Source organism: Georgenia sp. Z1491 (genome assembly GCF_049856175.1).
GTDB lineage: Bacteria > Actinomycetota > Actinomycetes > Actinomycetales > Actinomycetaceae > JB111.
In genome coordinates, this window is record NZ_JBNDNA010000022.1 from 1 (window position 1) to 23759 (window position 23759).

Annotated in this window: 21 protein-coding genes; 6 read left to right on the forward strand and 15 right to left on the reverse strand. The window is 72.0% G+C overall.

Going from position 1 to position 23759, the window contains the following annotated elements; translation table 11 throughout:
• Nucleotides 1–521: 521 nt before the first annotated feature.
• From ACPYO4_RS15315 to ACPYO4_RS15375, 13 genes are all read right to left on the reverse strand, one after another.
• The gene (locus ACPYO4_RS15315; RefSeq protein WP_425710119.1) at nt 522–1535 is read right to left on the reverse strand and encodes an ABC transporter substrate-binding protein; all 1014 of its coding nucleotides are present in this window, start codon (nt 1533–1535) and stop codon (nt 522–524) included.
• Nucleotides 1536–1685: 150 nt separating this feature from the next.
• Nucleotides 1686–2543 (reverse strand): SDR family NAD(P)-dependent oxidoreductase, encoded by an 858-nt coding sequence (locus tag ACPYO4_RS15320; RefSeq protein ID WP_425710120.1) that lies wholly within the window; start codon nt 2541–2543, stop codon nt 1686–1688.
• A complete protein-coding gene (locus tag ACPYO4_RS15325) occupies nt 2540–3769 on the reverse strand; it encodes an NAD(P)/FAD-dependent oxidoreductase (protein WP_425710121.1) in 1230 nt (409 codons plus the stop codon). Before ACPYO4_RS15325 ends, ACPYO4_RS15320 begins: the two co-directional genes overlap by 4 nt.
• A gap of 3 nt (nt 3770–3772) precedes the next feature.
• Entirely contained in the window at nt 3773–4096 is a 324-nt protein-coding gene (locus ACPYO4_RS15330) for a ferredoxin (RefSeq protein ID WP_425710151.1), read from the reverse strand.
• A complete protein-coding gene (locus ACPYO4_RS15335) occupies nt 3997–5448 on the reverse strand; it encodes an NAD-dependent succinate-semialdehyde dehydrogenase (RefSeq protein WP_425710122.1) in 1452 nt (483 codons plus the stop codon). The genes ACPYO4_RS15330 and ACPYO4_RS15335 overlap by 100 nt, the downstream gene beginning before the upstream one ends.
• Nucleotides 5449–5460: 12 nt before the next feature.
• Nucleotides 5461–6339, reverse strand: a complete 879-nt coding sequence (locus ACPYO4_RS15340; protein ID WP_425710123.1) for a carbon-nitrogen hydrolase family protein — start codon at nt 6337–6339, stop codon at nt 5461–5463.
• 3 nt (nt 6340–6342) lie between these two features.
• Nucleotides 6343–7185 carry a cyclase family protein gene (locus tag ACPYO4_RS15345; RefSeq protein ID WP_425710124.1) on the reverse strand — a complete coding sequence of 281 codons (843 nt, stop codon included), beginning with the start codon at nt 7183–7185 and terminating at the stop codon, nt 6343–6345.
• Between the two features lie 92 nt (nt 7186–7277).
• The gene (locus ACPYO4_RS15350) at nt 7278–8252 is read right to left on the reverse strand and encodes a hypothetical protein (RefSeq protein WP_425710125.1); all 975 of its coding nucleotides are present in this window, start codon (nt 8250–8252) and stop codon (nt 7278–7280) included.
• Nucleotides 8249–9205 (reverse strand): dihydrodipicolinate synthase family protein, encoded by a 957-nt coding sequence (locus ACPYO4_RS15355; protein ID WP_425710126.1) that lies wholly within the window; start codon nt 9203–9205, stop codon nt 8249–8251. Before ACPYO4_RS15355 ends, ACPYO4_RS15350 begins: the two co-directional genes overlap by 4 nt.
• A gap of 65 nt (nt 9206–9270) precedes the next feature.
• Nucleotides 9271–9552 (reverse strand): hypothetical protein, encoded by a 282-nt coding sequence (locus tag ACPYO4_RS15360; protein ID WP_425710127.1) that lies wholly within the window; start codon nt 9550–9552, stop codon nt 9271–9273.
• Complete coding sequence (locus ACPYO4_RS15365) at nt 9549–10109, reverse strand: aromatic-ring-hydroxylating dioxygenase subunit beta (RefSeq protein ID WP_425710128.1); 561 nt, start codon at nt 10107–10109, stop codon at nt 9549–9551. Before ACPYO4_RS15365 ends, ACPYO4_RS15360 begins: the two co-directional genes overlap by 4 nt.
• The gene (locus tag ACPYO4_RS15370; protein WP_425710152.1) at nt 10106–11449 is read right to left on the reverse strand and encodes an aromatic ring-hydroxylating oxygenase subunit alpha; all 1344 of its coding nucleotides are present in this window, start codon (nt 11447–11449) and stop codon (nt 10106–10108) included. The genes ACPYO4_RS15365 and ACPYO4_RS15370 overlap by 4 nt, the downstream gene beginning before the upstream one ends.
• A 576-nt stretch (nt 11450–12025) precedes the next feature.
• Nucleotides 12026–12781 carry an NUDIX domain-containing protein gene (locus tag ACPYO4_RS15375; RefSeq protein WP_425710129.1) on the reverse strand — a complete coding sequence of 252 codons (756 nt, stop codon included), beginning with the start codon at nt 12779–12781 and terminating at the stop codon, nt 12026–12028.
• Between the two features lie 252 nt (nt 12782–13033).
• Between ACPYO4_RS15375 and ACPYO4_RS15380 the strand changes: the two genes are divergently transcribed.
• Genes ACPYO4_RS15380 through ACPYO4_RS15405 form a run of 6 tightly spaced genes read left to right on the forward strand, consistent with a single transcriptional unit; the run spans nt 13034 to nt 21687 of the window.
• Nucleotides 13034–14437: a glycosyltransferase family protein gene (locus tag ACPYO4_RS15380; RefSeq protein ID WP_425710130.1), complete on the forward strand. Its 1404-nt coding sequence runs from the start codon at nt 13034–13036 to the stop codon at nt 14435–14437.
• Entirely contained in the window at nt 14427–15707 is a 1281-nt protein-coding gene (locus ACPYO4_RS15385; protein ID WP_425710131.1) for a glycosyltransferase family 4 protein, read from the forward strand. Before ACPYO4_RS15380 ends, ACPYO4_RS15385 begins: the two co-directional genes overlap by 11 nt.
• Nucleotides 15704–16990: a glycosyltransferase family 4 protein gene (locus ACPYO4_RS15390; RefSeq protein WP_425710132.1), complete on the forward strand. Its 1287-nt coding sequence runs from the start codon at nt 15704–15706 to the stop codon at nt 16988–16990. Before ACPYO4_RS15385 ends, ACPYO4_RS15390 begins: the two co-directional genes overlap by 4 nt.
• Nucleotides 16990–19020 carry an ABC transporter transmembrane domain-containing protein gene (locus ACPYO4_RS15395; protein ID WP_425710133.1) on the forward strand — a complete coding sequence of 677 codons (2031 nt, stop codon included), beginning with the start codon at nt 16990–16992 and terminating at the stop codon, nt 19018–19020. The genes ACPYO4_RS15390 and ACPYO4_RS15395 overlap by 1 nt, the downstream gene beginning before the upstream one ends.
• The gene (locus tag ACPYO4_RS15400) at nt 18998–20245 is read left to right on the forward strand and encodes a phosphotransferase (RefSeq protein WP_425710134.1); all 1248 of its coding nucleotides are present in this window, start codon (nt 18998–19000) and stop codon (nt 20243–20245) included. Before ACPYO4_RS15395 ends, ACPYO4_RS15400 begins: the two co-directional genes overlap by 23 nt.
• Nucleotides 20242–21687: a hypothetical protein gene (locus tag ACPYO4_RS15405; RefSeq protein WP_425710135.1), complete on the forward strand. Its 1446-nt coding sequence runs from the start codon at nt 20242–20244 to the stop codon at nt 21685–21687. Before ACPYO4_RS15400 ends, ACPYO4_RS15405 begins: the two co-directional genes overlap by 4 nt.
• Before the next feature lie 308 nt (nt 21688–21995).
• On the opposite strand, the gene ACPYO4_RS15410 is transcribed toward ACPYO4_RS15405, so the two are convergent.
• Both ACPYO4_RS15410 and ACPYO4_RS15415 read right to left on the reverse strand, forming a co-directional pair.
• Complete coding sequence (locus ACPYO4_RS15410) at nt 21996–22787, reverse strand: ATP-grasp domain-containing protein (protein WP_425710136.1); 792 nt, start codon at nt 22785–22787, stop codon at nt 21996–21998.
• An 88-nt stretch (nt 22788–22875) separates the two neighbouring features.
• Nucleotides 22876–23703: an NUDIX domain-containing protein gene (locus ACPYO4_RS15415; RefSeq protein WP_425710137.1), complete on the reverse strand. Its 828-nt coding sequence runs from the start codon at nt 23701–23703 to the stop codon at nt 22876–22878.
• Nucleotides 23704–23759 lie beyond the last annotated feature (56 nt).

Consider the following 23759-nt stretch of genomic DNA (forward strand, 5'->3'; position numbering starts at 1 on the left):
CCTCAAGGGTTGGTTGCTTCTAGGTCGCCGGTATGCGTTTCTCATTGCTGGTCTTCCGTTCGACATCACTGTCGGGATATGAGTACCTAGCGGCTCTACCTGAGACTGTCATACATATGCCAAGCATGTCAACAGGCTGGCTGAGCTCGTTTCCGGCGCGAGAAGCACCCTCGGCTCCTCACGTGGGAGTGCAGCGAAACGCTGCCACCGGGGGCGCGGCACGGGGCCCGAGACTCCGATAGCAACATGTGAATGTGACCGGCCAGTACACAGAGGTCCGCGCGAGGACCTTTCAGAACGCCCGGGCTGATGGACGCGTGGCCGAAGTTGCGCAACTGGTAGGGACATCGGGCTGATGTGTGGCACGGCAACCTCGGCATCGTACGGATCCGTTCTCATGAAGTACGAGAACTTGGAGGCGGTGGCGGCGCGGCCTCAATGAGCCGAGAGCTCGGCACGTGAGTCGCGCGTGCGCCGACGTCACGCGCCGAGCTCTCGGCTGCATCCATCCCGAACGTCACCTACTCCCCCGGAAGCAGGGACGCGATCTCCACGGGCTCCTCCACCAGGCCCTGACGCTCGGTGAAGGCGATGAGGAACTCCATCTGCGCCGGGGCGACCTCCTCGAGATACTGGGGCAGAATGACCGCCTCGGCGATCTCGGGCGAGATCTCGGTGTAGGTGCCGAGCACCTCGCGCACCGCGTCCTGGTTCTCCGTGGCGAACGCCGCCGACTCGCGCACGGCGGCGGCGAACGCCTCCACCGTCGCCGGGTCGGACTCCCGGAGCTCGGCCGAGGTGAAGTACGGCGCCACGAGGAACGGCGTGTCGGGTGCGATATCCACCAGGTAGGAAGACACGAGCTGTGCCCCGGCCTCTTGCGTCATCGTGAGGAACGGTTCGTTCTGCGCGATCGCGTCGACATGCCCCTCTTCGAGGGCGGCAAGCATCTCCGGGAACGGCACCTCGACGAACTCCACCGACGATCCGTCTCCGCCCGACATATCCACAGCCTCGCGGACACCGGCATCCTGGAAGCTGTTGAGCGTGTTGACGGCGACGGAGCGTCCGGCGAGATCGGCGACCTCCCCGATGTCGCTCTCCGCTGAGACGAAGACGCCCACATAGTCCTCACCGTCGATCCCGGTCGAGGACGAGCCGGGCGCGATCACGGGGAGGTCGAAACCCTGGGAATGTGCCGTGATGAGTGCCGCGGCGTTCCCGAAACCGATATCGAATTCCCCGCTCACGACGCCCGGAACGATGGCGGCGGCCCCCTGACCCGACGTCTGGAGATTCAGCTCGAGTCCGTGCTCCTCGAAGATTCCCTCCTGGACACCGAGGTAGAGCGGGGCAACGTCGACGACCGGAATGACGCCGACGGTGAGCTCTGTGAGCTCAGCAGAGCCAGCGCCGTCGGTTGCGGTCCCCACGTCGGTGCCGTCGTCCACCGTTGGGTCCTCGTCGCCGGAGCCGCAGGCGGCGAGGACCGCCACGGAGAGGAGGATCGACGTGACAACTGTTGGCTTGCGCATGAGTAAACCTTCCGGTCAGGGCACCTATGGCCTGAGGTGGTGGATCGGGTCCACAGCGCGTCGGCGTCGACACACTGCGCGGTCGGCCGGGTCCGTCGGCGACGGGTGGCATCCGTCGACCATCGGTCGTCAGCCGGAGATCTAGCGCTGTCAAGGGTGCGGTCTCACCGCTTCAGTCCGGCTCTCCCTCGTTCGTCCCGCTGCCTGTCTCAGGGCTGGTCTCAGCGGTGCGAACGCGCGCAGCAGTCTGCGCTGCACACCCGTGCTCGATCGCCGCGCGATCCACACAAGTGCGCGGTATCGCCGGCCCGGGACACACTCTGCGCGGCCGGCGAGCATCGCCTCGACACCCGCGCAGGCAACCTGCTCCGGCGTGAGCCACATCCAGCTCGCGACGCCGCTGGCATCCGTGGCGCTGCGCGCGTGGAACTCGCTCCGGGTGAAGCCAGGGACAAGGAGCGTGACCGATACGCCGTCGTCGGCGAGCCCGGACCGCAGGCCGGCGGTCGTCGCGTGCACCCACGCCTTGCTGCCCGCGTAGGTGCCGGCGGACCAGATCGCCGCCGTCGAGCCGACGTTGAGGATGCGGCCCGAGCCGCGCCGCCGCATGCCACCGGCCGCCGCGTGGGAGAGAGTCAGGAGGGAGCGGACGTTGAGATCGAGCATCGCCTGCTCGTCCGCGAGCTCTCCCGCGGGGAACGGCATCGCTGTGCCCATCCCCGCAGCGTTGACGAGGATCTCCGCCTGCGTGGCGAGCGCAGCAACTCTCGCGAGGTCGGCCCCGTCGAGGAGGTCGGCACGCTCGGGCCGCACATCAGGGCTGCCGAGCGTCCTGGCCCGGTCCGCCGCGGCACGCAGCCGATCGGCGGAGCGGGCGACGAGGACAAGCGGCACGCCCCGGCGAGCGAGCACCTCCGCGATCGCGGCACCGATGCCCGACGTCGCTCCTGTGACGAGCGCGGTCCCGGCGCGGAGCTCGCCGTCCGGCGCGCGGTCGGCGGCGCTCACAGAGCCTCCACCCAGTCGACCGCAGCGGTGAAGTCCATCCCGGCAGCTACGTGCCGGCGCCCCTTGGCCACCACCGCGGGACTGTCGATCGCGAGCACGCCGCTCAGCCGGCCGTCCGACGCACTACCCGCGACGGACACCCAGCCACGCTTGGTCTCGCGGGAGTGCCAGACCGAACCCGGACTGCCACAGAACTGGATCTTGTGCTCGTACTGGTCGGACCAGAAGTACGGCACACTGCACCACGTCTGGGGCACCGCGCTCTGCGCCCCGAGCGCGTGAGCGACGTTCGCGCCGACGATGGCGCCCTGCTCGCGGGCCGACTGCCACTGCTCGACCCGACCATGGGCGCCCGTGAGCTCGTTGCGCCACCGGGCGGCGTCGCCGACGGCGAACACGCCGTGCGCGGACGTCCGTCCGCCGGCGTCGCACACGATGCCGTCGTCGACCTCGAGCCCCGCGCCGTCGAGCCAGTCGACGCTCGGGACGGCGCCGACGCCGACGACGACGACGTCTGCGTCGGCGGTGGAGAACTCCTCGCCCTGCCGGTACGTGAGCTCGTACCGCTGGCCGACGCGTGTCAGCCCGGCGACGACGGCTCCGAACTGGAGCTCGACGCCGCGCCGGGTGTGCAGGTCGACGACGGCGGACCCGTTGTCCGTGCCGATCACCCTGGTCAGCGGCGCGGGCGCCGCCTCGAGGACGCGCACATCCGCCCCCAGGGAACGCGCGGACGCCGCCACCTCCAGGCCGATGAAGCCGGCACCCACCACGATCACGTCGCTCGCGGACCGCAGGGCGGCGCGCAGCCTCGTTGCGTCCTCGCGGGTGCGGAGGTAGTGCACCGCCGCCGGATCGTCTCCGAGCTCGAGCGTGCGGACTGCCGAGCCGGTCGCCAGTACCAGCTGGTCGTACGCCACCGTCGTCCCGTCGTCGAGGCGCAGTCGCCGTGCCTCCGTGTCGAGGTCGGTGGCGAGCCGCTCCCCGAGCAGCTCGACGTTCTCAAGTCCCTGACCTTCGTCCGCCAGGAGATCGGTGACGTCTCGCCCGTCGCCGCCGGTGAGGAATTCCTTGGAGAGCGGCGGACGGTCGTAGCACGGCAGCTCCTCGCCAGAGATGATCCGGACCCGGCCGTCCCAGCCGTTCGCTCGCAAGGCGCGGGCAACACTGATCCCCGCGATGCCGCCGCCGACGATGATCACGCCGCGGTCGTGGATGTCACGCATGACCTACTCGACCAGAGTGATGGCGTGGACGGGGCAGGAGGCGACCGCGGCCCGCACCTCCTCGTGGAGGCTCGCGTCGGGCTGCTCGACGATGACGAACGCCTTGCCCTTCTCCTCGTCGATGTCGAAAACGTCCGGGGATTCCATCACGCAGTTGGCGTACTCGCGGCACACCGACTGGTCGACCTGAACCTTCATGTCTTCTCCTTCGATCTCGAGCGCGGCGCTCAGATCTCCACCGCGACGTATTTGCTCTCGAGGAACTCGTGGATCCCGTCGAACCCGCCCTCGCGGCCGAGGCCGCTCTGCTTCATGCCGCCGAACGATGCCGCCGGGTCGGAGACGACCGCACGGTTGACGGCGACCATCCCGGCCTCGAGGCGGCCGGCAACCCGGAGGGCGTCTCCAGCGGGGCCGTACACGTAGGAGATGAGTCCGTACTCGGTGTCGTTCGCGAGCCGCACGGCCGTGTCCTCGTCCGCCACCGCGACGACCGGTGCGACCGGCCCGAAGATCTCGCGGGCGAGCAGGTCGGCGGTCGGCTCGATGTCGACGAGCACCGTGGGCGGGTAGAACGCGCCCTCTGCGGGCACCGTGGCAGAGGTCGTCCGCCGGGCGCCCTCCGCAAGCGCCCCGTCCACCAGGGCAGCAACCTTGTCGCGCTCCTTGACGGAGACCAGCGCGCCCAGCTCGACGCCGTCCTCGTCACCCTGACCGACCGTGACCGCGGCCATCCTCTCGGTCAGGGCGACGGTGAACTCCTCGACGAGGCTTGCGTGGACGTAGAAGCGGTTCGCCGCGGTGCAGGCGGACCCGCCGTTGCGCATCTTCGCCACCATCGCACCCTCGACGGCAGCGGCGACGTCGGCGCCCTCGAGCACGAGGAACGGCGCGTTGCCGCCGAGCTCCATCGACGTGCGCACCACGGTGTCGGCCGCGCCGTGCAGGAGCGTGCGACCGACCTCGGTCGAGCCCGTGAAGGACAGGTTGCGCACACGCGGATCGTCGAGCATCTCCTTGACGAGTGGGCCGGTGGGCTCAGGCAGGATGACGTTGACCACTCCGGCCGGAACGCCCGCGCGCTCGAGCACGTCGGCGATGGCGAGCGCCGTCAGCGGGGTCTCGGAGGCCGGCTTGAGGATGGTCGTACATCCGGCGGCCAGCGCCGGAGCGATCTTCCGGGTAGCCATCGCGGCGGGGAAGTTCCACGGCGTGATGAGGACGGAGACGCCGACTGGCGCGTGCGTGATGATGATCTGCTTGTCCCCCGCGGGCGCCGGGCGGTAGTCGCCGCGCACGCGCACGGCCTCCTCCGAGAACCAACGGAAGAACTCTGCGGCGTAGGCCACCTCCGACCGTGCGTCGGCCAGCGCCTTGCCGTTCTCGCGCGTGATGAGCCGGGCGATGCGGTCCGCCTCCGCCGTCATCAGCTCGAATGCTCGGCGCAGGATCTCGCCGCGTTGACGTGGAGCGGTGGCGGCCCACGTGGATGCCGCGCCATGAGCGGACGCGACGGCGGCCCTGCACTCGTCGGGGCCCGCGGTGGCCACCTCGGCGATGACCTCACCGGTGGCAGGATCGTTGACGGCGCGCCGTCCGGCGCCAGCTGTCCACCGACCGTCGATGTAGAGGTCGGAGTGCACGTGTGCGTCGACGGCGGGGGCGTGCGAAGTGGTCATGGCTCCTGCTTCCTATGAGTGCGCCGCGGAGGCGGCGGGATCGGAGTAGCCGAGCAGCTCGCCGTAGACGTCGGTACGTCGCTGCTCGAGCGGGCTCATCCCCTCGCCCCGGTCGCGGGCGAGCGAGACGGTGTCCAGGTCGACGTCGACGAGGATCACCCGCTCGTCGTCCCGCCCGGCGGGCGGGACGACGTCGTTGCCGAAGGCGTCGATGACGACCGAGCTTCCGAGGAACGAGTGCGGACCGGTCTGGCCGACCTGGCTGGCGCAGGCGAGCACGATGGAGTTGAGGTTGGCCATCACCCGTGCGGTGCGCACCTGCCCGATGTCGGCCCCCAGCACGACGTCCCGGTCGAAGCCGCCGACCCAGGCTGTCGGTACGGCGACGACCTGGGCGCCTCGGACGGCCAGGATCCTGAGCGCCTCAGGGAAGCGCAGGTCGTAGCAGATGACGACGCCGAGCCGGACGCCGTCGACCTCGACGATCGGCAGCCCCACGTCGCCCGGGGCGAAGACCTGCGACTCACCGGCGAAGAGGTGGAGCTTCCGGTAGTGCGCGAGGCGTCGGCCGTCGGGGCCGTACACGACCGCCGAGTTGTACAGGTGCTCCCCCAACCGCTCGGCGAACCCCGCCACCACAGTGATCCCGTGGTGCGCGGCACGCTCGGACCACGCCGTGAGCGCGGGTCCGGGAGCATCGACGTGCTCGGCGTGATCACGCAGGAGCGAATGCTCCAGCACGTAACCCGAGTTCGCCAGCTCCGGGAGGACGACGATCCGCCCACCGTCGGCCGCCACCTGGTCGATGGCGGAGACGGTGCGCTCGACGTTCGACTCGATCTCCAAGGCGCCGAGGTCGAGCTGGGCGAGGCCGATCCGCACGACGGGCATCCCTCAGACCGCCAGCTCTCCGCCGGCCAGGCCCTCGATGACCTCGTCCGTCCCGAGGTCGAAGAATGCCATGATGCGGCAGGGGCATGCCTCGCCACCCTCGATCTTCCACGGGAAGGCGCCGATGACCGCGCGACGGTTGAGCACGGTCTCGATGTCGCCGCCGACGTTCTCCGCGTGGATGCAGCCGTCCTGAAAGGCCAGGTGATGCATGGGGAAGATGTCGGACTGCACCTCGCGGCCGGACATGTGGTGCGTGTAGTGGTAGTCACCACCGAAGAACTCGGAGTAGCTCTTGCCGACGTGCTTCTCGAACCTCTCGAGCAGGTCGGGACGCATGTTGCGGATCGTCGTGTTCATGGGGTGGTCACCCGAGCCCGCGTCGATCCCCCACCACCGGATCTCCATCTCGGCCATCCACCGGGCCAGTCGGACGCTGCCACCCGGGTGCATGGTGAAGTAGCGAACGAGGTCCTGCTGCGACTGCCCCTGGTAGTACCGGTGGAATCCGGTGTGGATGATGAGGATGTCGCCCTTCTTCACCTCCACCTTGGACGTGATGTGCTCGGGTTCGATGAGGTCCCAGTCCCCGACCTCGTCGGAGACGTCGACGATCGCGCCGGCGTGGATGAGCTTGTCCAGCGGGAGGGACGCCATGTCCAGGCCGCCGTCCGTGCCGTGCATCGGCCCGTCGAGGTGGGTGCCGGAGTGTAGCGATGTCTCGATCTTCTGGGAGACGATCTGGTTCGTCTGCAGGTTCTGCGTGTAGTACATCTTGCCGCCGGGATAGCCGACCCAGCCGGGGGTGTGTAGTCCCCAGGGGTGGGTGAGGTCAACGATGCGCATACGGCTCCTTCACTGAGGTGGTCGGTGGTTCGGACGTGGCGGGTCGGAAGGGCGCGGCGTGGCCGTGCGGCGGCCGCCACGTCCCACCCGGGTCAGCGCATGAGTCGGAGGCTGCCGATCTGGTCGACGAGTACTCCTCTGCCCTCGCGCTCGGCTGCCTCCAGCAGGTGGAGGGCGAGGACGAGGTCCTGCTCCACGCTGCCGATGGACTTGAACAGGGTGCGCTCGGACTCCAACTGGTCGGCCCGGGCGAGGTAGTCGCCGAGCAGGAGGGAGGTACTCGGGTCCCAGCCGGAATCGATGGCTTCGTGGCCGTCGCCCGACTCGAGGACGGCGTCCATGGCGTCGACGACGACCGTGGCGCCGGTGAAGACATCGCCCCGCAGCTCCCGGTCGATGCGCTGGGTAGCGCCCACGGCACTGATCATCGGGATGTGCCCGACCTCGGCGAGCCCGAGGAACGGATCACCCTTCGACGACGTCGCGACGTACAGCACGTCGCAGTCCTCGACCACCCGTTCCGCCGAGTCGTAGGCGACGACGCTGAGTGACAGTGCCTCGCCCATCTCGTTCGCAAAGGCCTCGCGATTGGCCTGCGTCGGGCTGTATACCGACGCGCCCGTGACGTCGACGGTCCCCCGCAGGGCGCGTAGGCCCTCGCGGGACTCCTCCCCCGAGCCGATGAGCCCGACCCGCACGCTGCGACCCTTGGCCCACGCACGAACTGCGGCGGCCGCCGTCGAGGATGTCCGCAGACTCGTGATCCGCCGACCGTCGACGATGGCGAGCGCGTCGCCGGTCGACTCCCGATAGAGGTGAATGTGGTACCTGACCCGCTTGCCGACCCGGTGGAACTCCTTGTACCCGGTAACGTCCAGATCGGATATCGATCCCGAGAGGATCCGGGACCAGGACACGTCTCCGTTGACCTGCACGCGGCCGGTGGCCACCGTGCTGCGGTCGACCGTGGCCGCCGCGACCGCAGCCTCGAGTCCCAGCTCGGGGGTCGCCAGCGCATCGACGTCGTCGCTGTAGATGAGCCGGACCTGACCCGCATCCTCACTCACGCCGGATTCCTTCCGACGTAGAACTCCTCGTCCGGGAGGTTGGTGACGTCAAGGCCGGACTTGACCGCCGCGGTGCGGATGGTCGCCATCTGCCCGGCGCTGATGCGCATGTGGGGCTGACGGATGGGGCCCCCGTTGTAACCGTTGAGCCAGCCCTGGTACTTCCAGTGCATACGCGGGACGAGCCCACTGTTCGCCACGAGCGGGGTGCAGACGGCTGCGTGCGCTCGTCGGGCCGGCGCGATCTGCCAGTACAGCTCCATGCCCTGGTCCCAGGTCGCCTTGTCCGAGAGCAGCTTCAGCATCCGCGGCACCACCGGACCGACGATCTCGTAGTTGGAGGTGCCCATGAACTGCATGCCGTAGTTCGCGATCCAGGCAGGCGCGTTGAACTCGAGTGGGTCGGTGACGACGACCTCGCCGTTGAAGCGTTCGAACACCGCGGCGATGCCGCCGACGCCCGGGCCCCCGACCTCGTTCTTGATCGCGACCACCTGGGGGATCGTGTCGACCATCTCCTCCAGGAGGGAGACCGAGAAGCCCGCCGCGTGGAGCCGGCCGAAGTTCCACTGGTCCATCGCAAAGATGATCACGCCGGTGTCCCTGCCAGCGTCCGCCACCGTCCGCGTGAAGTCCACGACCTCCTCCGTCGTCGCCGGGTTGAAGTACAGGGGGTAGGAGGGCATGACGAGGTCCACGCCGGCCGCGGCGCCGTGCTCCACCGAGGCCACGGTCGCGGCGAGGGTGGGCTGGCTGGCCTGCAGCACCGTGACGAACTCGTCGCCCGCCTCGTCGACCACTATCTCGGTGAACCTTCGCATCTCCTCGGCGGTCGTGCCTGCCTCCGAGACGATGAGCACCCCGCTCTGGCCGTGCTCCTTCGCGAGCGCGACGTCGTGCCGGATCGCGGTCTCGTTGAGCCTGGACAGATCACTGGTGAAGGTCGGGCTCACGCACCCGCACGCTCCTCGTAGGGACTCCAACGCCCACGCTCGTGCCTCGCCTGCCTGATACGTCCTCATGCATCCCTCTCGTCGTTCTCCGTGCGTGCGGTGGCGTCCGTGTGCTGGGGTTCGCTCGGGTCCGGCCCGAAGGGGGTCTCCAGGCCCTTGCCGACCTCGAGCGGCGTGGACCAGGTGAGCGCTTCCAGAGTGATGGCGTCGAGCTGGATCGAGTGCTCGTGCCCGAGCGAGGTGATCTCCAACCGCTCTCCGTTGCGTGTCTGCACCCGTCGCAGGCTCACGGCCGCGAACTCGTTGGAGATCACCCAGGTGCCATGGTCGACAGTTTCGTTGCTCACAGCAGGATCCTCAGCTGGGGAAAATCGATGACGACCTGGTCGAGCACGGCCCACCGACGCGTGAGGACCAGCTCGCCCTCGCGGCGCTCGAGCCGGTCGGTGCGCTCACCGGTGATGTATTTCGGCAGGTCGGACTGCCGGGTCCCCACCAGCACGGCATTGCTCTTGACCGTGAACGCGTCGGGATCGACGGTTCGTGTCGCGCGCACGCTCGTGATGAAGTGCCGGAAGCGCACCGGAGGGTTCTCCCCCCACGCCATCTCGTAGATGTCCTCGTCGAACCGGCGGAACCACTGCAGGGCGAGCGACCATCGGGACTCGTCGATGAGCATGCTGCGGTCGTCGAAGTGCGGCTTGAAAGGGGTGTCCGGCGTCTTCGGCGTCGGCATCTGATAGGTGAAGTCCCCCGCCACCAGCTCCACCCAGTCGTGAAAGCGACGGTCGTCGAGGAGCTCGGACTCGAGCGCGAGGAAGTCGCTGATCTCGCGGTGCGTCTCCGCGTCGACGTACTCGGGTCGGGTGTAGGTGTGGCGCGACCCGAGAATCGGCGTGCTCATGCGTCCACCCCGGCCCGGGGTTCGGACGCACCGGTCATGAGCTCGTCCCAACGGCTGTGGAAGCACCGGATCGTCCGCTCGGTCCGGTCGCCGTCGACGACGTCACCGGGCCAGCCGAGGTCATCGGGCGCCTTGGGGTGGTGCTTGCCGCCCTCGAGGGTGACCGGCAGCGTACGGGCACGGTCCCCGTAGCTGGCCTCCGAGATGCCGACGAAGTTCTCGGTGTCGTCGATCTCGAAAAGTCCCGAGGGGCCGTTGGTGCGCAGGTACCCGAGGCGGGAGAGTCGCTTCCACTCATCGTCCGCCTGCTTCGGCATGAAGATGAACCACAGCTGCTCGGACGTCGTCGCGTCGATCGGGTAGCGCATAGTGATCCGGATGTAGCGGGCGTGCATGTCCGGGCCATCGATGTTCGTCTTGAAGTTCTCGATGAAGGACATGTTCGGGAAGATCGACCCGTGACCGACCGACATGGCGGACATGAGTGACTGCTGCGCAGGTGAGAGAACCGAGTCGATGTCGGCCCACATCTCGTGCGGGTATCCGAAGTAGTGGTTGCCCTCCAGCACGAGCGGGAGGCGCTGGATGCGCATGGTGTGGCCGTGCGGGGTGGTGACGGTGCGGCCGGTGAACTTCGGTGTCACCTCGTCGCTGAGCTTGACCAGGTCCTTCTCCGTCGCGAAGAGGCCGAGCTCGAACGCGGACGCGTGCGTCACCGTGGTGTGGTAGCCGTCGCCGGAGAGGTTCTCGCCCTCAGTCTTCCAGTTTGCCTTGATGATGTTGCGGACGGGGGTGCCGACGACCTCCAGGCCCCCGGGGAACTTGTCGAAGACCGTCTCGAGGTACCAGGCGATGTCACCGAGGTAGTCGAGCAGCGGCATGGCGTCTGGATCCCACGTAGCGAAGACCAGCCCGAAGATCGACTCCACCTTGGCGGGCTTGAACAGCCCGAGCTGCTTCTTGTCGATGCCGTCCCTCCCGTAGACGTCGCGCTGATACGTGACGCCCTGGAGCGCACCCGTGTTGGCGTAGGTCCACCCGTGGTAGCTGCAGCGGAAGTGGGAGGTGTTTCCGCTGTCCGCCCGGCACAGCGGCACGCCGCGGTGCCGGCACGTGTTGAGGAGGACCTGGATCTCGTCGTTCTCGTCGCGCACCACGATGACCTGGTCGCGGCCGATCTTGCGCAGGACGTAGTCACCCGGCGACGGGATCTCGCTGTCGTGCGCCAGGTACTGCCAGCAGGTCGCGAAGATGCTCTGCATCTCCTGCTCGAACACGTCCTCGTCTGACCACCGCTCGCGGCGGACCTGCTCATTCCGGACATCTACTTCAGCCGTCATCACCACTCCCCGTCTCCATCGACGAAAACGCTTCGTGCAACCATCTTGGTACCTTGTCGTACAAATGGCAAGCGCGTCTATCGCGTCGGCACGCCCTGTACACCTTCTCGCGCAGCCGTCGGCCCTGGCCACGCCATTTGAGGTACCTGCAGCTATCGCCGCCTCAGCACAGTCGCCCCATCGAACGACCAGTAGCCCGCCGACGGCTCTCCGCCGATCTCCGACGAAGAGCGTCACCCTCGACGGCCTGCCCGTTCCCGATGGCGTCGCCACGACGATGACACCCACGATCCCGTTCGCTCGCTTCGGTGAGAACGAACGCGGAATGTCCACTCGCCTATGGATCCTCGCCGTCGCCGTGGTGACCAGGCTCGGGCCGTACTCGGACGACGACATCCACCCCTACCGGTAGGCGCTCGAGCCGATGAAGATCACCCGCACGCACGCCAGGGCGGCACAGGGCACGGCACCCTGGCCCAGCGACCCGTGACCCCGACGACGGGCCGAAACCTCTCCGCGGGCAGTCACCGGCGGTCGGCTGGGTTTCCGCAGAACCAGTTTCTGCTTGAGGCGCCGTCAGTACCCGCGGATGGTGGCCGGCGCCCCGACCGGCATGTCCCAGGCCGAGGCGAGCAGGGCCGGCAGCCGCGTGGGCAGGTCCCGCGGGCTGAACAGGGTGCCGCGGCCGGAGGCCTCGGTCATCTCCCGCGGCGTCCACCAGCGGATCGCGGCGGTGCTCCCGGGCCAGGCGCCCGCGGCCCCGCCGACGGAGGCTGATCCGTCGCGAGCAGCGGCGCCGTCGCTCATCGGGACCCCGTTGCCCGACGGCACGCCATTGCTCGACGGCACGCCATTGCTCGACGGCACGCCATTGCTCGACGGTTCGCCGTCGCTCGTCGCGGCGCCGTCGCTCGTCGCGGCGCCGTCGTCGACGAGGGCCGGCCCACCCGCGGGTGCGGGCTCGAAGTGCGGGACGCGCACGAGGTAGACCTCATCGACGATCTCGCCGGCGCCGTGCGGGCCCGCGCCGGTGGCGGGCACGTGCTGGACCCACGCGAGGTCGCGCAGCGCGCCGTCGGCGAGGAGCAGACCGGTCGCGGCGTGCAGTGCGCGCCGGAGCACGGGCTCGGGCGCCTCGCCGAGGCCGGCGGGACCGCCGGGACCGGCCCAGACGGTTCCCGCGGGGCCCTCGTGCGCCACGAGGAGGACCCGGCCGGCGCCGTCGACGAGCAGCGCGCGGCACGACCGTTCGAAGGAGAGCTCGGCGTGCATCCGTCGATCATCACCGACGACGCCCTCCTCGCGCATCCCCCTCGAGGAGGTTCTCGTCATGCGTGATCCCTCACGCCCCATCGGGCGGTTCTCGGCCGGAGCTGGGCCGGACCCGGAACCGGGTGCTCGGCCGGGCGCGGAACCGGGGCCGCGGGTGAACGGCAGGCGTCCCGACGGTGGATGAAAGGCGTCTCATCGGGTCATCACCGGTGTCACAACTGCGTCGGGTGAACTACTTCGTACGCCGTCGCCCGACCGGGCAGCTCGCTACGTGGCGAGCAGGGCGCAAGAAGGGGGTCCACCGTGCGCACCATGACGAGGCGCCGTACGCGCCCGGCCGAGGGCGTCTCCGCGCGCACCACGGCGGTCCGGCCCGACGAGTCCCCCGCCGGCACCGTGCCGGGCGACGTGCCCTCCCCCGCCGGACGGCCCACCGACGAGCGGGTGCCGGCGTCGCCGTCCGACGTCGAACCCGCCGGTCGGCTGCGCGTCGCGCTCTACTCCCACGACGCGCTGGGTCTGGGGCACGTCCGCCGCAACCTGGCCATCGCCCGGGCGCTCGGCACGCTGGACCCCGCGCCCGACATCCTCCTGCTGACCGGGGCACCGGAGGCGGTCACCGCCGACCGCCCCGAGCACTGCGACCTCGTCTCCCTGCCCGCGCTGAGCAAGGACGCCACGGGCGTCTACTCCGCCCGCCACCTGTCCGTGGACGAGACGCACATCCGGCACATGCGGCGCAGCATCCTCGCCGCGGCGCTGGACTCCTTCCGCCCGGACGTCCTCGTGGTGGACAAGCACCCGCGCGGGTTCCTCGGCGAGCTCGAGCCGGCGCTCGACCTGCTGCGTGCCGCCGGGACACGCATCGTCCTCGGACTGCGGGACATCCTCGACGACGCCGCCACCGCGCGCCGCGAGTGGCGTGCCGACCGGTCGGACCGGGCGCTGCGGCAGTGGTACGACCAGGTGTGGGTCTACGGAGACCGCGCCGTGCACGACCTCGCCGCCGAGCTCTCGCTGCCCGCCGCCCGCACCGTGCACACCGGCTACCTCGCGGCCGGCCGCTGCCGCGTCGAGCAGGTCACCGAGGTGGAGACCCCCTACGTCCTGGCCACCGTGGGCGGGGGCGCCGACGGCGCCCACCTCGCCGAGACCTTCGTGCGCTCAGCGATGCCGGCCGGGCACCACGGTGTCCTCGTCACCGGTCCGCAGATGCCCACGGACGACGTCCACCGCATCGTCGACCTCGCGGGCACCCGGTCCGACCTCACCGTCCGCACCTACGTCGAGGACGCCGAGGCGCTGCTGGCAGGTGCCTCCGCCGTCGTCTCGATGGGCGGGTACAACACGGTGTGCGAGGCGCTGGCGCTCGACCGGCGACTCCTCGTCGTCCCCCGGGTGCGCCCCCGCCGCGAGCAGCTCGTGCGTGCGGAGCTCCTCGCCGCGACGGGCCGCCTGGACCACCTCCACCCCGACGAGCTCACACCCGGTGCACTGTCGTCCTGGCTCGCCGGTGCGATCGACGCGCCTGCCGCCCCGGGCCCGGGCCCGTCGTCGCCCTCCGCCGCACCGGGAACCGGCACGGCGTGGCCCGTGGGGCGTCGCCGTCCGGACGGGGAGACGCACCGCTCGCCCGTCGACCTCGACGGGCTCGGCCGCCTGCCCCAGCTGCTCACCGCCCTCGCCCCCACCAGGGAGAACCACCATGTCGCGTGAACGCATCGGCTACGTCCTCAAGATGTACCCCAGGTTCTCCGAGACGTTCATCGTCTCCGAGATCCTCGGCCGCGAGGCCCGCGGCGCGGACATCGAGGTGCTCTCGCTCCGCCCGCCGGTGGACCCGCGCTTCCACAGCGCGCTCGCCGAGGTGCGGGCACCGGTCACCTACGTGCCGAGGGTGCGCAGGGCGGAGGACCTGTGGCAGACGCTGCGGGACGCCGCACCCGAGCTGCCCCGCCTGGCCGCCACGCTGCCCGAGCTGCTCGCCGCGGGCGCCGACGACGCCGCGCAGGCCGTCGAGGTCGCGCTCCTGGCCCGGCGCCGCGGCCTGACCCACCTGCACGCGCACTTCGCCTCGCTCGCCACCACCGTGGCGCGGCTGGCCTCGCTGCTCAGCGGCATCCCCTACTCGTTCACCGCCCACGCCAAGGACATCTTCCACTCCTCGGTCGACCCCGCCGACCTGGCCGCCAAGATCGCCGGCGCCCACCACGTGGTGACGATCAGCGACTTCAACGACCGGCACCTGCGCCGCGTCTTCCCCGAGGCGGTCGCCGCCACCCGGCTCCACCGCATCTACAACGGGCTGCACCTGGACGACTTCCCGTTCACCGCGCCGACCCCGGACCGTGGGACGGACGACGACGCGCCCGTGGTGGCCGTCGGTCGCCTCGTCGAGAAGAAGGGCTTCTCCGTGCTCGTCGACGCGATCGCCCACCTGCGCGACTCCGGGCGTCCGACCCGCTGCCGGATCGTCGGCGGCGGCGAGCTCGAGGGCGCCCTGCGCGCCCGGGTCGCGGCCCTCGGGCTGGCGGACCTGGTCCAGATCACCGGTCCGATGCCGCAGCACGAGGTGCGCGGCGAGGTCGCCGCGGCCGGGGTCTTCGCGGCGCCGTGCGTCGTGGGCTCCGACGGCAACGCCGACGGCCTGCCGACGGTGCTGCTCGAGGCCATGGCGCTGGGCACCCCGTGCGTGTCGACCGACGTCACCGGGATCACGGAGGCCGTGCGGCACGAGGTCACGGGCCTGCAGGTGCCCCAGCACGACCCGGTCGCGCTCGCCGCGGCGATCGAGCGGCTCCTCGACGACGACGCCCTGCGCACCCGCCTCGCGCGCGCCGCCCGGGACCTCGTCGAGGACCAGTTCGACACCCGGCACCAGGTCGCCGCCCTCGAGGACGCCGCGCTCGAGGACGCCGCACGCCCCACCTCCGAGGCGGCGAGCGCCGAGCGAGCCGTCGGTCGCCCCGTGGAGGTGGTCCGATGAGGATCGCCTACGTCTGCGCCGACCCCGGGATCCCGGTCTTCGGCACCAAGGGCGCCTCGGTCCACGTCCAGGAGGTCCTCGGCGTGCTGCTGGCGTCCGGTCACGACGTCGACCTGTTCTGCCGCCGCACCGGCGGCTCGCCCTGGCCCGCCGCGGAGGCGGCCCGCGCCCGGGGACGCCTGACGGTCCACGAGCTCGGCCGCATCAGCGGCGCCGACGTCGCCGACCGCGAGGCCCGCGCCATCGCCGCCGACGCCGGGATGCGGGACGCCGTCGAGGCCGCCGGCCCGTTCGACGCCGTCTACGAGCGCTACTCCCTGTGGTCCGCCGCGGGCACCGGGTACGCCCGCGCCCACGGGATCCCTGCGGTGCTCGAGGTCAACGCCCCCCTGCCCGAGGAGCAGGCGCGGCACCGCGGGCTCGTGCGCGCGGACATCGCCCAGGACGTGATCCGCCGGGCCGCGACCGACGCGAGCGCCGTCGTCTGCGTCTCGGAGCCGGTGGCCGAGTGGGTGCGCGCACAGCTCCCGGCCGACCGCACGTCGCACGTGGTGGTCGAGCCCAACGGCGTCGACGTCGACCGCATCCGCCCGCGCCCCGAGGCGGACGAGGACGGACGACCGTTCACGGTCGGGTTCGTCGGCACGCTCAAGCCGTGGCACGGCACCGAGACCCTGCTCGAGGCGCACGCGCTCCTGCGGCGCTCCGTGGTCGACGCGCGGCTGCTGCTCGTGGGCGACGGCCCGCAGGCCGGCCCGCTGCGCGCGCAGGCCGAGTCGCTCGGGATCGGGGACGCCGTCGAGATGACCGGGGCCGTGGCGCCCGTGGACATCCCAGCCCAGCTGCACCGCATGGACGTCGCCACCGCCCCCTACCCGCACGCCGGCGAGGGGTACTTCTCGCCGCTCAAGGTCTACGAGTACATGGCGGCCGGCCTGCCGGTGGTCGCCTCCGAGGTCGGCCAGCTGCCCGCGGTGGTCACGCACGCGCGCACCGGGTTCCTCGTGCCGGGCTCCGACCCGGTGGTGCTCGCCGGGATGCTGCACGTGCTGGCCGACGACCCCTGGCTGCGCCGCCGGACCGGCGCCGCCGCGCGCGAGCACGTGGCCTCCGCCCACACCTGGGGCCACGTCGTCGAGCGCTCGCTGGCCGCCGCCGGCCTCGACCTGGTGGCGCCGCCCGCGAGCTCCGCGACCGTCGCCACCCCGAGCTCCACGCCGGTCGCCGCCCCGGTCGGCACCCCGGTCGCCGCCCCGGTCGGCGCGGCGCGAGGAGTGATCTGATGGCCTCCCGCGCGCCCGCGTCCGAGCTGCGCTCGGTCGTGCCCTCGCTCAAGCACATCTTCACCTTCCTGCGGCCGCACCTGCGGCCCCACCGCGGGATCGTCGTCGGCGGATTCGTCGCGCTCTTCGCGGAGGTCGCGTTCCGGCTGCTGCAGCCCTGGCCGCTGAAGTTCGTCATCGACGGCGTCATCGCCCCCGGTGCCGCCGAGGACCCCGGCCTGTTTCGCCTGCTGATCATGTGCGCGATCGCCGTCGTCGCCATCGCCGCGCTGCGCGCGCTGACCGCCTACCTGACGACCGTGCTCTTCGCGCTCGCGGGCACCCGCGCGATGACCTCGGTGCGCGCCAAGGTCTACGCGCACGTCCTGCGGCTCTCGCTGCGCTTCCACTCCTCCACCCGAGGCGGTGACCTCATCACCCGGCTGATCGCCGACGTCGGGAGGCTGCGGGACGTCGCGATCACCGCCGCCATGCCGCTGCTCGGCAACGTCGTCACCCTCGTGGCGATGCTCGTGGTGATGTTCCTCCTGGACTGGGTCCTCGCGTTCGTCGTCCTGGCGACCCTGCCACTGTTCGCCCTGTCCAGCTCGCGCTCCACCCGCAGGATCACCTCCGCCTCGCGCGTCCAGCGCCGCCGCGAGGGCGAGCTCGCCGGCGCGGCGGGCGAGTCGTTCGGCGCGATCAAGGTGGTCCAGGCCTACTCGCTGGCCGAGCGGCTCGAGTCCTCGTTCGCGGCGTCGAACAACCAGGAGCTCAAGGAGGGCGTGAAGGCCACCCGGCTCTCGGCCGGGCTCGAGCGCACCACGGACGTGCTGGTGGGCGTCGCCACGGGCGTCGTCATGCTGGTCGGCGGCTGGTCGGTGGTGCGGGGCTCGCTCTCCCCGGGCGAGCTGGTCGTGTTCCTCCAGTACCTCAAGACCGCGTTCCGGCCGATGCGTGACCTGGCCAAGTACACGGGGCGCATCGCCAAGGCCGCCGCCTCCGGCGAGCGGATCCTCGACCTCATGGACACGGAGCAGGAGGTCGCCGACCAGCACGGCGCCTACACGATCCGTCGGCTCGCGGGCGAGATCCGGTTCGAGGACGTCACCGCGTCCTACACCGGGTCGGACACGGCCCTCGACGGCGTCTCGCTGCGCATCCGCCCCGGTGCGAAGGTCGCGCTCGTCGGGCACTCCGGGTCGGGCAAGTCCACGATGGCCGGTCTGCTGCTCCGGCTGCAGGACCCGGTGGCCGGCGCGGTCAAGCTCGACGGTCACGACCTGCGCGACGTCACCGTGGAGTCCCTCCGCGCGCACGTGGCGATCGTCCTGCAGGAGTCGGTGCTGTTCCACGGCACCATCGGCGAGAACATCGAGATGGGCCGCGCAGGAGCCGGCCCCGAGGAGATCGAACGGGTCGCGCGAGCCGCGAACGCCCACGACTTCATCACGGCACTGCCGGACGGCTACGACACGATCGTCGGCGAGCGCGGCGACACGCTCTCGGGCGGCCAGCGCCAGCGCATCGCGATCGCGCGGGCGATGCTGCGCGACGCGCCGGTGATCATCCTCGACGAGGCGACCACCGGGCTGGACCCGAAGAACTCCGCGCAGGTCCTGGAGGCGATCGACCGCCTGGCCGAGGGCCGCACCACGGTGGTCATCACGCACGAGCTGGGCGCCGCCCTCGACTGCGACGAGGTGGTGGTGCTCGAGCGCGGCCGCATCGTCGAGCAGGGGGCGCCCCGAGACCTGCTCGACGACGCCGGCTCCCGGCTCGCCCAGCTGGACCCGGCCCCGGAGGAGGACCCTGCGCCGGAGGAGGACCCTGCGCCGGAGGCGGACCAGGCCCCCGAGGAGCGCCCGGCACCGGACGTAGACCCTGCACCGGACACGTACCCCGACCGCCGGCCGGGTGCGACGACCGGGAGACGTCCAGCCGGTGGGTCGGCCCGAGACCACCGCCCGGCCCTGGACCACCGCCCGGTCCGCGCACTCGTCCCGGACCACGACAGGAAGGAGCGTCATGGCCGTCGTCGCACCGGTTGACGCGCGGCTCGTGGCCGCGGACCCCGCGGTTCCCGGGCTCGCCGAGGTCCTCTGCCCCCTCGAGCTGGCGCGCAGCCTCGGCTGGGCCGTCGCCGACGCCCAGATCCGCTACGTGCGCTACAAGCCGGGCACGTCCATGGTCGCCGGGCTCAGGATGCGGGACCTCGAGGGCGGAACCTTCCTCGCGCAGGCCCTCGCCGTCACCGAGGAGGCCGCCCCCAAGCTCGACAAGATCGCCCGGGAGGGCGAGAACGACGACGTGGGGCGTGGCTCCGCCGTCGACGTGCGGCGCGGGGTCGCCGTGGCCGACGCGACGGCCGACCGTCATCTGCCGGGGATCCGGAACCTGGTCCGTGACGCGGAGCGGCTCGATCCGCTCGTGTACAAGCCCGGCCGGCGCTGGGTCGCCCGCCTCGACGGCCCCGCAGGGGTGCCGCAGCTGGCCAAGGTCCACCGTCCGACCGACCTGCCGGCGGTGCTGGCCGGCTACTCGGCCCTGGCCGGGCTGCCGGTGCCCGTGGTGGACCGGGTCGACCGACGCGCCGGGACGGTGGTCAACGACTGGGTGCCGGGCGTCGCGCTGGACACGGTGACGGGGCCGAGCGTGGACGGGCTGTGGGCGCTGGCGGGCGCCGCGCTCGCCGAGATCCATCGGCAGCCCGCGATCGACGGGCTGACGACCGGTGACCACGTCCTCGAGCTCGAGGATGCCGTGCACGGCGTGCTGGCGGTGCTGCCCGGCGTGGCCCCCACCGCGCGAGCGGTCGCCGAGCGGCTCCGCGCGGCGCTCGGCGACGCGCAGCCCCGGGTGGTCCACGGCGACTTCTCCGCCGATCAGGTGATCGTCCGCGGCGGACCGGATGGAGCGGCCCCCGACGACGACGCCCCCGGCCGCGCCGTCGCCGATACCGGCACCGAGGCCGCGGTGAGCGTCCTCGACCTCGATCGCGTCCGGCTGGACGACCCCATGAGCGACCTCGGCTCCTGGTACGGCGCGCACGTGGCTGCCGCGGGCTCGGGCGCCCCGGACCCCGAGGAGCTGCTCGCACCGCTGCTGGCCGGGTACACCGGTGCCGGCGGGCTGCTCGACGCCCGGTTGCTGCGGCTGCACTGCGCGGCGGGGGTGCTCCGGCGGGCGGCCGAGCCCTTCCGGCGCCACACGCCCGACTGGCCCGACGCCGTCGCCGCCCTGGTCGGGTCGGCCCGCGAGCTGGCGGCCCCGTGACCGGGGGCCTGCGGCCGGCGCGGCTGTTCGTGGGCGCCTCGGCCACGGGACCTGGCCCGGCGCCCGTCCCGGAGCCGGCGCCCGTCCCGGAGCCGGCGGGCGGCCCCGGGCCGGCGCCCGGCCCCGAGCCGGCGCCCGCCCCGGAGCCGCCGCGAGCGCGCCACGCCGCCCGCCGGAGTGCCGCCCCCCGTCCGCCGAAGAGCCTCGTCGCCGACGGCCGGCGCTACGACGTCGTGCGGGCCTGGCCGCGCGGACGTAATCACGCGCTCCTGGAGCTCACCTCCGGCGGCGCCACCGTCGCCGGTCAGTGGTTCGCCGACGGCGACGCCCTGGCCGAGGCTGCACGCGGGGCCCCCGCGCCCGCGTCCGTCGTGGGCGACGTCCTCCTGCAGCCCGCAGGGGCCGACGCGCGGCTCCGTGCGCTGCCCGGCGTCCTCGCCGAGGCTGGCGCGCTGCTCGTGGCCCACCGGCCGGGACGCCGCGCCGTCGTGGCCCTTCCCGGCCCGGGAGCGGCCCCGCGGGCGTTCGCGAAGGTGGTACGTCCGAGCCGGTCGCACGACCTGGCGGGCCGCGGCCGGCTCGTCGCCGAGCTGATCGACGGCGTGACGGTGCCGCGGCTGCTCGAGGGCTCGGACCTCGAGGCGGGCGTGCTGCTGTGGAGCGTGGTGCCCGGCCGTACCCTGCACGACCTCGGCGCCGACGGGGACTGGACGCCGAGCCGGGCCCACCACGCCTGGCGCGCGGCGGGTGCCGCGGTGACGCGACTGCACGACGCGCCCCAGGACCGGGTCGCCGCACGGCACGGGGCCGAGGACGAGCTCTCCGCGATCGCGCACTGGCTCGACCCGGCGGTCGCCCACGGGCTCCTCGACCCCGAGCTCGTCGCGCGGGCAGGCGACCGCGTGACGGCCGCACTCCTGGCCGACCGCGGCGGAGACGACCTCGGTGTGCTGCACCGCGACCTGCACGACAAGCAGCTGCTGCTCGCGGACCCGGTCGAAGCCGGGGACGCGGGTGCCGGCGAGGGCGCCGACGACGGGGCCGGTGAGGGCGCCGACGGCGGTGTCGTAGGCGCGGATGCCGACGGCGATGCCGGCGGCGGCGGCGTAGGCGCGTATGCCGTCGACGGGGCCGCCATCGCAGGTGCCGGCCCGGTGGGGATGATCGACGTCGACACCCTCGCCGTCGGCGAGCGAGCGCTCGACATCGCCAACGCGGTCGTCCACCTCGAGCTGCGCCAGGCGCAGGGGCTGCTCAGACCGGACCTGGCCCACGCCGCCCGCGCGGGACTCCTGGCGGGCGCGGCCCCGACGGACACGGAGCGGGTCGCCGACTATGCCGACGCCACGCGCCTGCGACTGGCCGGCGTCTACGCGTACCGACCCCGGTGGCGCGCGGTCGCCACGGACCTCCTGCGCCGCGTCGCCCAACCGACCCCCTGAGTCATCGAGGGTGCGGCTCTCGCCCCTCGAGCGTGCGGTTCTTGCCCCTCGAGCGTGCGGCCGAACGTCATCGAATGGGCGGCCCCGACCCGACCATTCATCGAAGACACGGGGAACTCATCGAGGACACGAGGAACGCGTCGCGAGTACGGCCGCCGGAGGTCCACTCGGCACGTACCCCGCGCCCTCGACGGTAAACCGAGTCCTCGACAAGAGACCGTGACCTCGACGGTGCCTCAGGGGTCACCCACCACGCGTGTCGTCGACGCGAGACCGTGAACCCGGCGAGAGAGCGTGTCCTCGACGAGTCAGGCGGCGGCGTGCGCCAGGAGGTGCTCGGACACGACGTCGGCCGCCCCTATGACACCTCGGAACCCGGGGAAACCGTTGACGTCGACGACGACCGGTCCCGCAGGCGTGCCGATCAGGTCCACACCGAGCAGATGGGCGCCGAGCGCGTCGCGCACGCGTCCGGCCAGGTCCACCAGCTCGTCGTCTGGTTGGAACGGCGTGCCGGCCGGCGTGTGCTCCCGCTCGAGCGTCGACGGCTTGAGCAGGCCCCGCACCGAGCCGCCGGCCAGGTACAGCTTGCGGTCGGTGCCGTCGGAGGCCAGACGGGACTCCACCAGGTAGGGCCCCGGGAACGGCGCGTCGCCCGGCAGCGTGCGGTCGGTGCCGGCCAGCACCTGCGCCCCACGTCCCGGCCCGGCGAAGGACTTGGCGACCACGTGCTCCTTCTCCGCGACCGCGAGCACGCCGGCCCACCGCTCGACGGTGGACGACGGCGGCTGCGGGATCCCGGCGCGCTCGAGAACGCCTCGCCAGGCGCGGCGGTCGCGCAGCAGCCGGTCCGCCGGCCACGGGTTGCACAGGGCGACGCCGCGGTCGTGGGCCTCCTGGAGCAGCGGGGCCACCGAGCTGTGCAGGCCGCGATGGACCACGATCGTCTGGTCGGTGAGGTCGTCGATCTCGACCGTCTCCTCGTGGGGCAGCCGGACGGTCACGGTGCATCGCCGCGACGCCAGGTGGGCGACGACCTCGTCCAGGAGGGTGCCGGACCGGGGCGGCTTGCCCAGGAGCAGTGTGACGGAGGGGGACATACCTCATCGTCCCAGGGCGGCCGTACCCGGGAGCGTGGTTGACGCCCCCGATCGCGCGGCCCGGCCCGACGGCGCTGCGCCCGGACGGTCAGTCGGCCGGGCGGTGCTCCGGCGGGAGGCCGGTGAGTGCGCCGTCGACGGAGCCGTCGGTGGACCGGTAGCGACGCAGCGACCACGGGGCGTCGGCCGGGCGCAGGCCCGCCCACCCGCGCGACCGGGAGGCCTCGGCGGCCAGCAGCCCCGCCGTCGTGGCTCCGTTGTGGATCCTGCCGTCGAGGACGGCCTCGACGGCGTCGGCCAGCGGCACCCACCGGGCGACCATCTCCGACTCCTCGTCCTCGCGGACGTGCCGCTCGGCGTCGGGGACCTCACTGAGGTCGCGGGCGAGCAGGACGCGCACGCACTCGTTCGTGGCGCCCGGCGAGAGCAGGACGTCGGCGAGGACGTGCCAGGTGCCTGCGCGCAGGTCGGCCTCCTCGGCGAGCTCGCGGCGGGCGGCCTCGACCGGGTCCTCGCCGGGCACGTCGAGCAGGCCGGCCGGGATCTCGTGCAGGCGTGCCCGCGACGCGTGCCGGTACTGGGTCACCAGGAGGACCTCGGGCTCGCCGCTTCCCGCGTCGCCGCTTCCCGCGTCGCCGCTACCCGAGTCGCCGCTACCTGCGTCGACACCGCCCGCATCGGTACCCGCGCCGTCGCCACGGAGCGCGACGATCGCGACGGCCCCCGGGTGGACGAGGTACTCGCGCCGCACGGTGGGCCCGCCGGCGCTCAGCTCGACGGTGTCGCCCACGATGTCGAAGATGCGGCCCTCGAGCAGGCGGTCGGCCCGGACCACGCGCCGGTGGTCCTCGGCGTCGGCGAACGTCCCGGCGCCGGGCACCTCCTCGGCGCCGTCGACGGACAGATCCGCGCTCACTCGTCCTCGCAGGGCACGTCGCCGGAGATCAGGTCGGCGCCGGCCGACAGATCCGC

Excerpts from the sequence above, each read along its gene's own strand:
- ACPYO4_RS15315 (WP_425710119.1), bottom strand. The coding sequence starts at position 1,535 with ATGCGCAAGCCAACAGTTGTCACGTCGATCCTCCTCTCCGTGGCGGTC.
- ACPYO4_RS15325 (WP_425710121.1), bottom strand. The coding sequence starts at position 3,769 with ATGCGTGACATCCACGACCGCGGCGTGATCATCGTCGGCGGCGGCATC.
- ACPYO4_RS15335 (WP_425710122.1), bottom strand. The coding sequence starts at position 5,448 with ATGACCACTTCGCACGCCCCCGCCGTCGACGCACACGTGCACTCCGAC.
- ACPYO4_RS15340 (WP_425710123.1), bottom strand. The coding sequence starts at position 6,339 with ATGCCCGTCGTGCGGATCGGCCTCGCCCAGCTCGACCTCGGCGCCTTG.
- ACPYO4_RS15345 (WP_425710124.1), bottom strand. The coding sequence starts at position 7,185 with ATGCGCATCGTTGACCTCACCCACCCCTGGGGACTACACACCCCCGGC.
- ACPYO4_RS15365 (WP_425710128.1), bottom strand. The coding sequence starts at position 10,109 with ATGAGCACGCCGATTCTCGGGTCGCGCCACACCTACACCCGACCCGAG.
- ACPYO4_RS15370 (WP_425710152.1), bottom strand. The coding sequence starts at position 11,449 with ATGACGGCTGAAGTAGATGTCCGGAATGAGCAGGTCCGCCGCGAGCGG.
- ACPYO4_RS15375 (WP_425710129.1), bottom strand. The coding sequence starts at position 12,781 with ATGACGAGAACCTCCTCGAGGGGGATGCGCGAGGAGGGCGTCGTCGGT.
- ACPYO4_RS15380 (WP_425710130.1), top strand. The coding sequence starts at position 13,034 with ATGACGAGGCGCCGTACGCGCCCGGCCGAGGGCGTCTCCGCGCGCACC.
- ACPYO4_RS15385 (WP_425710131.1), top strand. The coding sequence starts at position 14,427 with ATGTCGCGTGAACGCATCGGCTACGTCCTCAAGATGTACCCCAGGTTC.
- ACPYO4_RS15390 (WP_425710132.1), top strand. The coding sequence starts at position 15,704 with ATGAGGATCGCCTACGTCTGCGCCGACCCCGGGATCCCGGTCTTCGGC.
- ACPYO4_RS15395 (WP_425710133.1), top strand. The coding sequence starts at position 16,990 with ATGGCCTCCCGCGCGCCCGCGTCCGAGCTGCGCTCGGTCGTGCCCTCG.
- ACPYO4_RS15400 (WP_425710134.1), top strand. The coding sequence starts at position 18,998 with ATGGCCGTCGTCGCACCGGTTGACGCGCGGCTCGTGGCCGCGGACCCC.
- ACPYO4_RS15410 (WP_425710136.1), bottom strand. The coding sequence starts at position 22,787 with ATGTCCCCCTCCGTCACACTGCTCCTGGGCAAGCCGCCCCGGTCCGGC.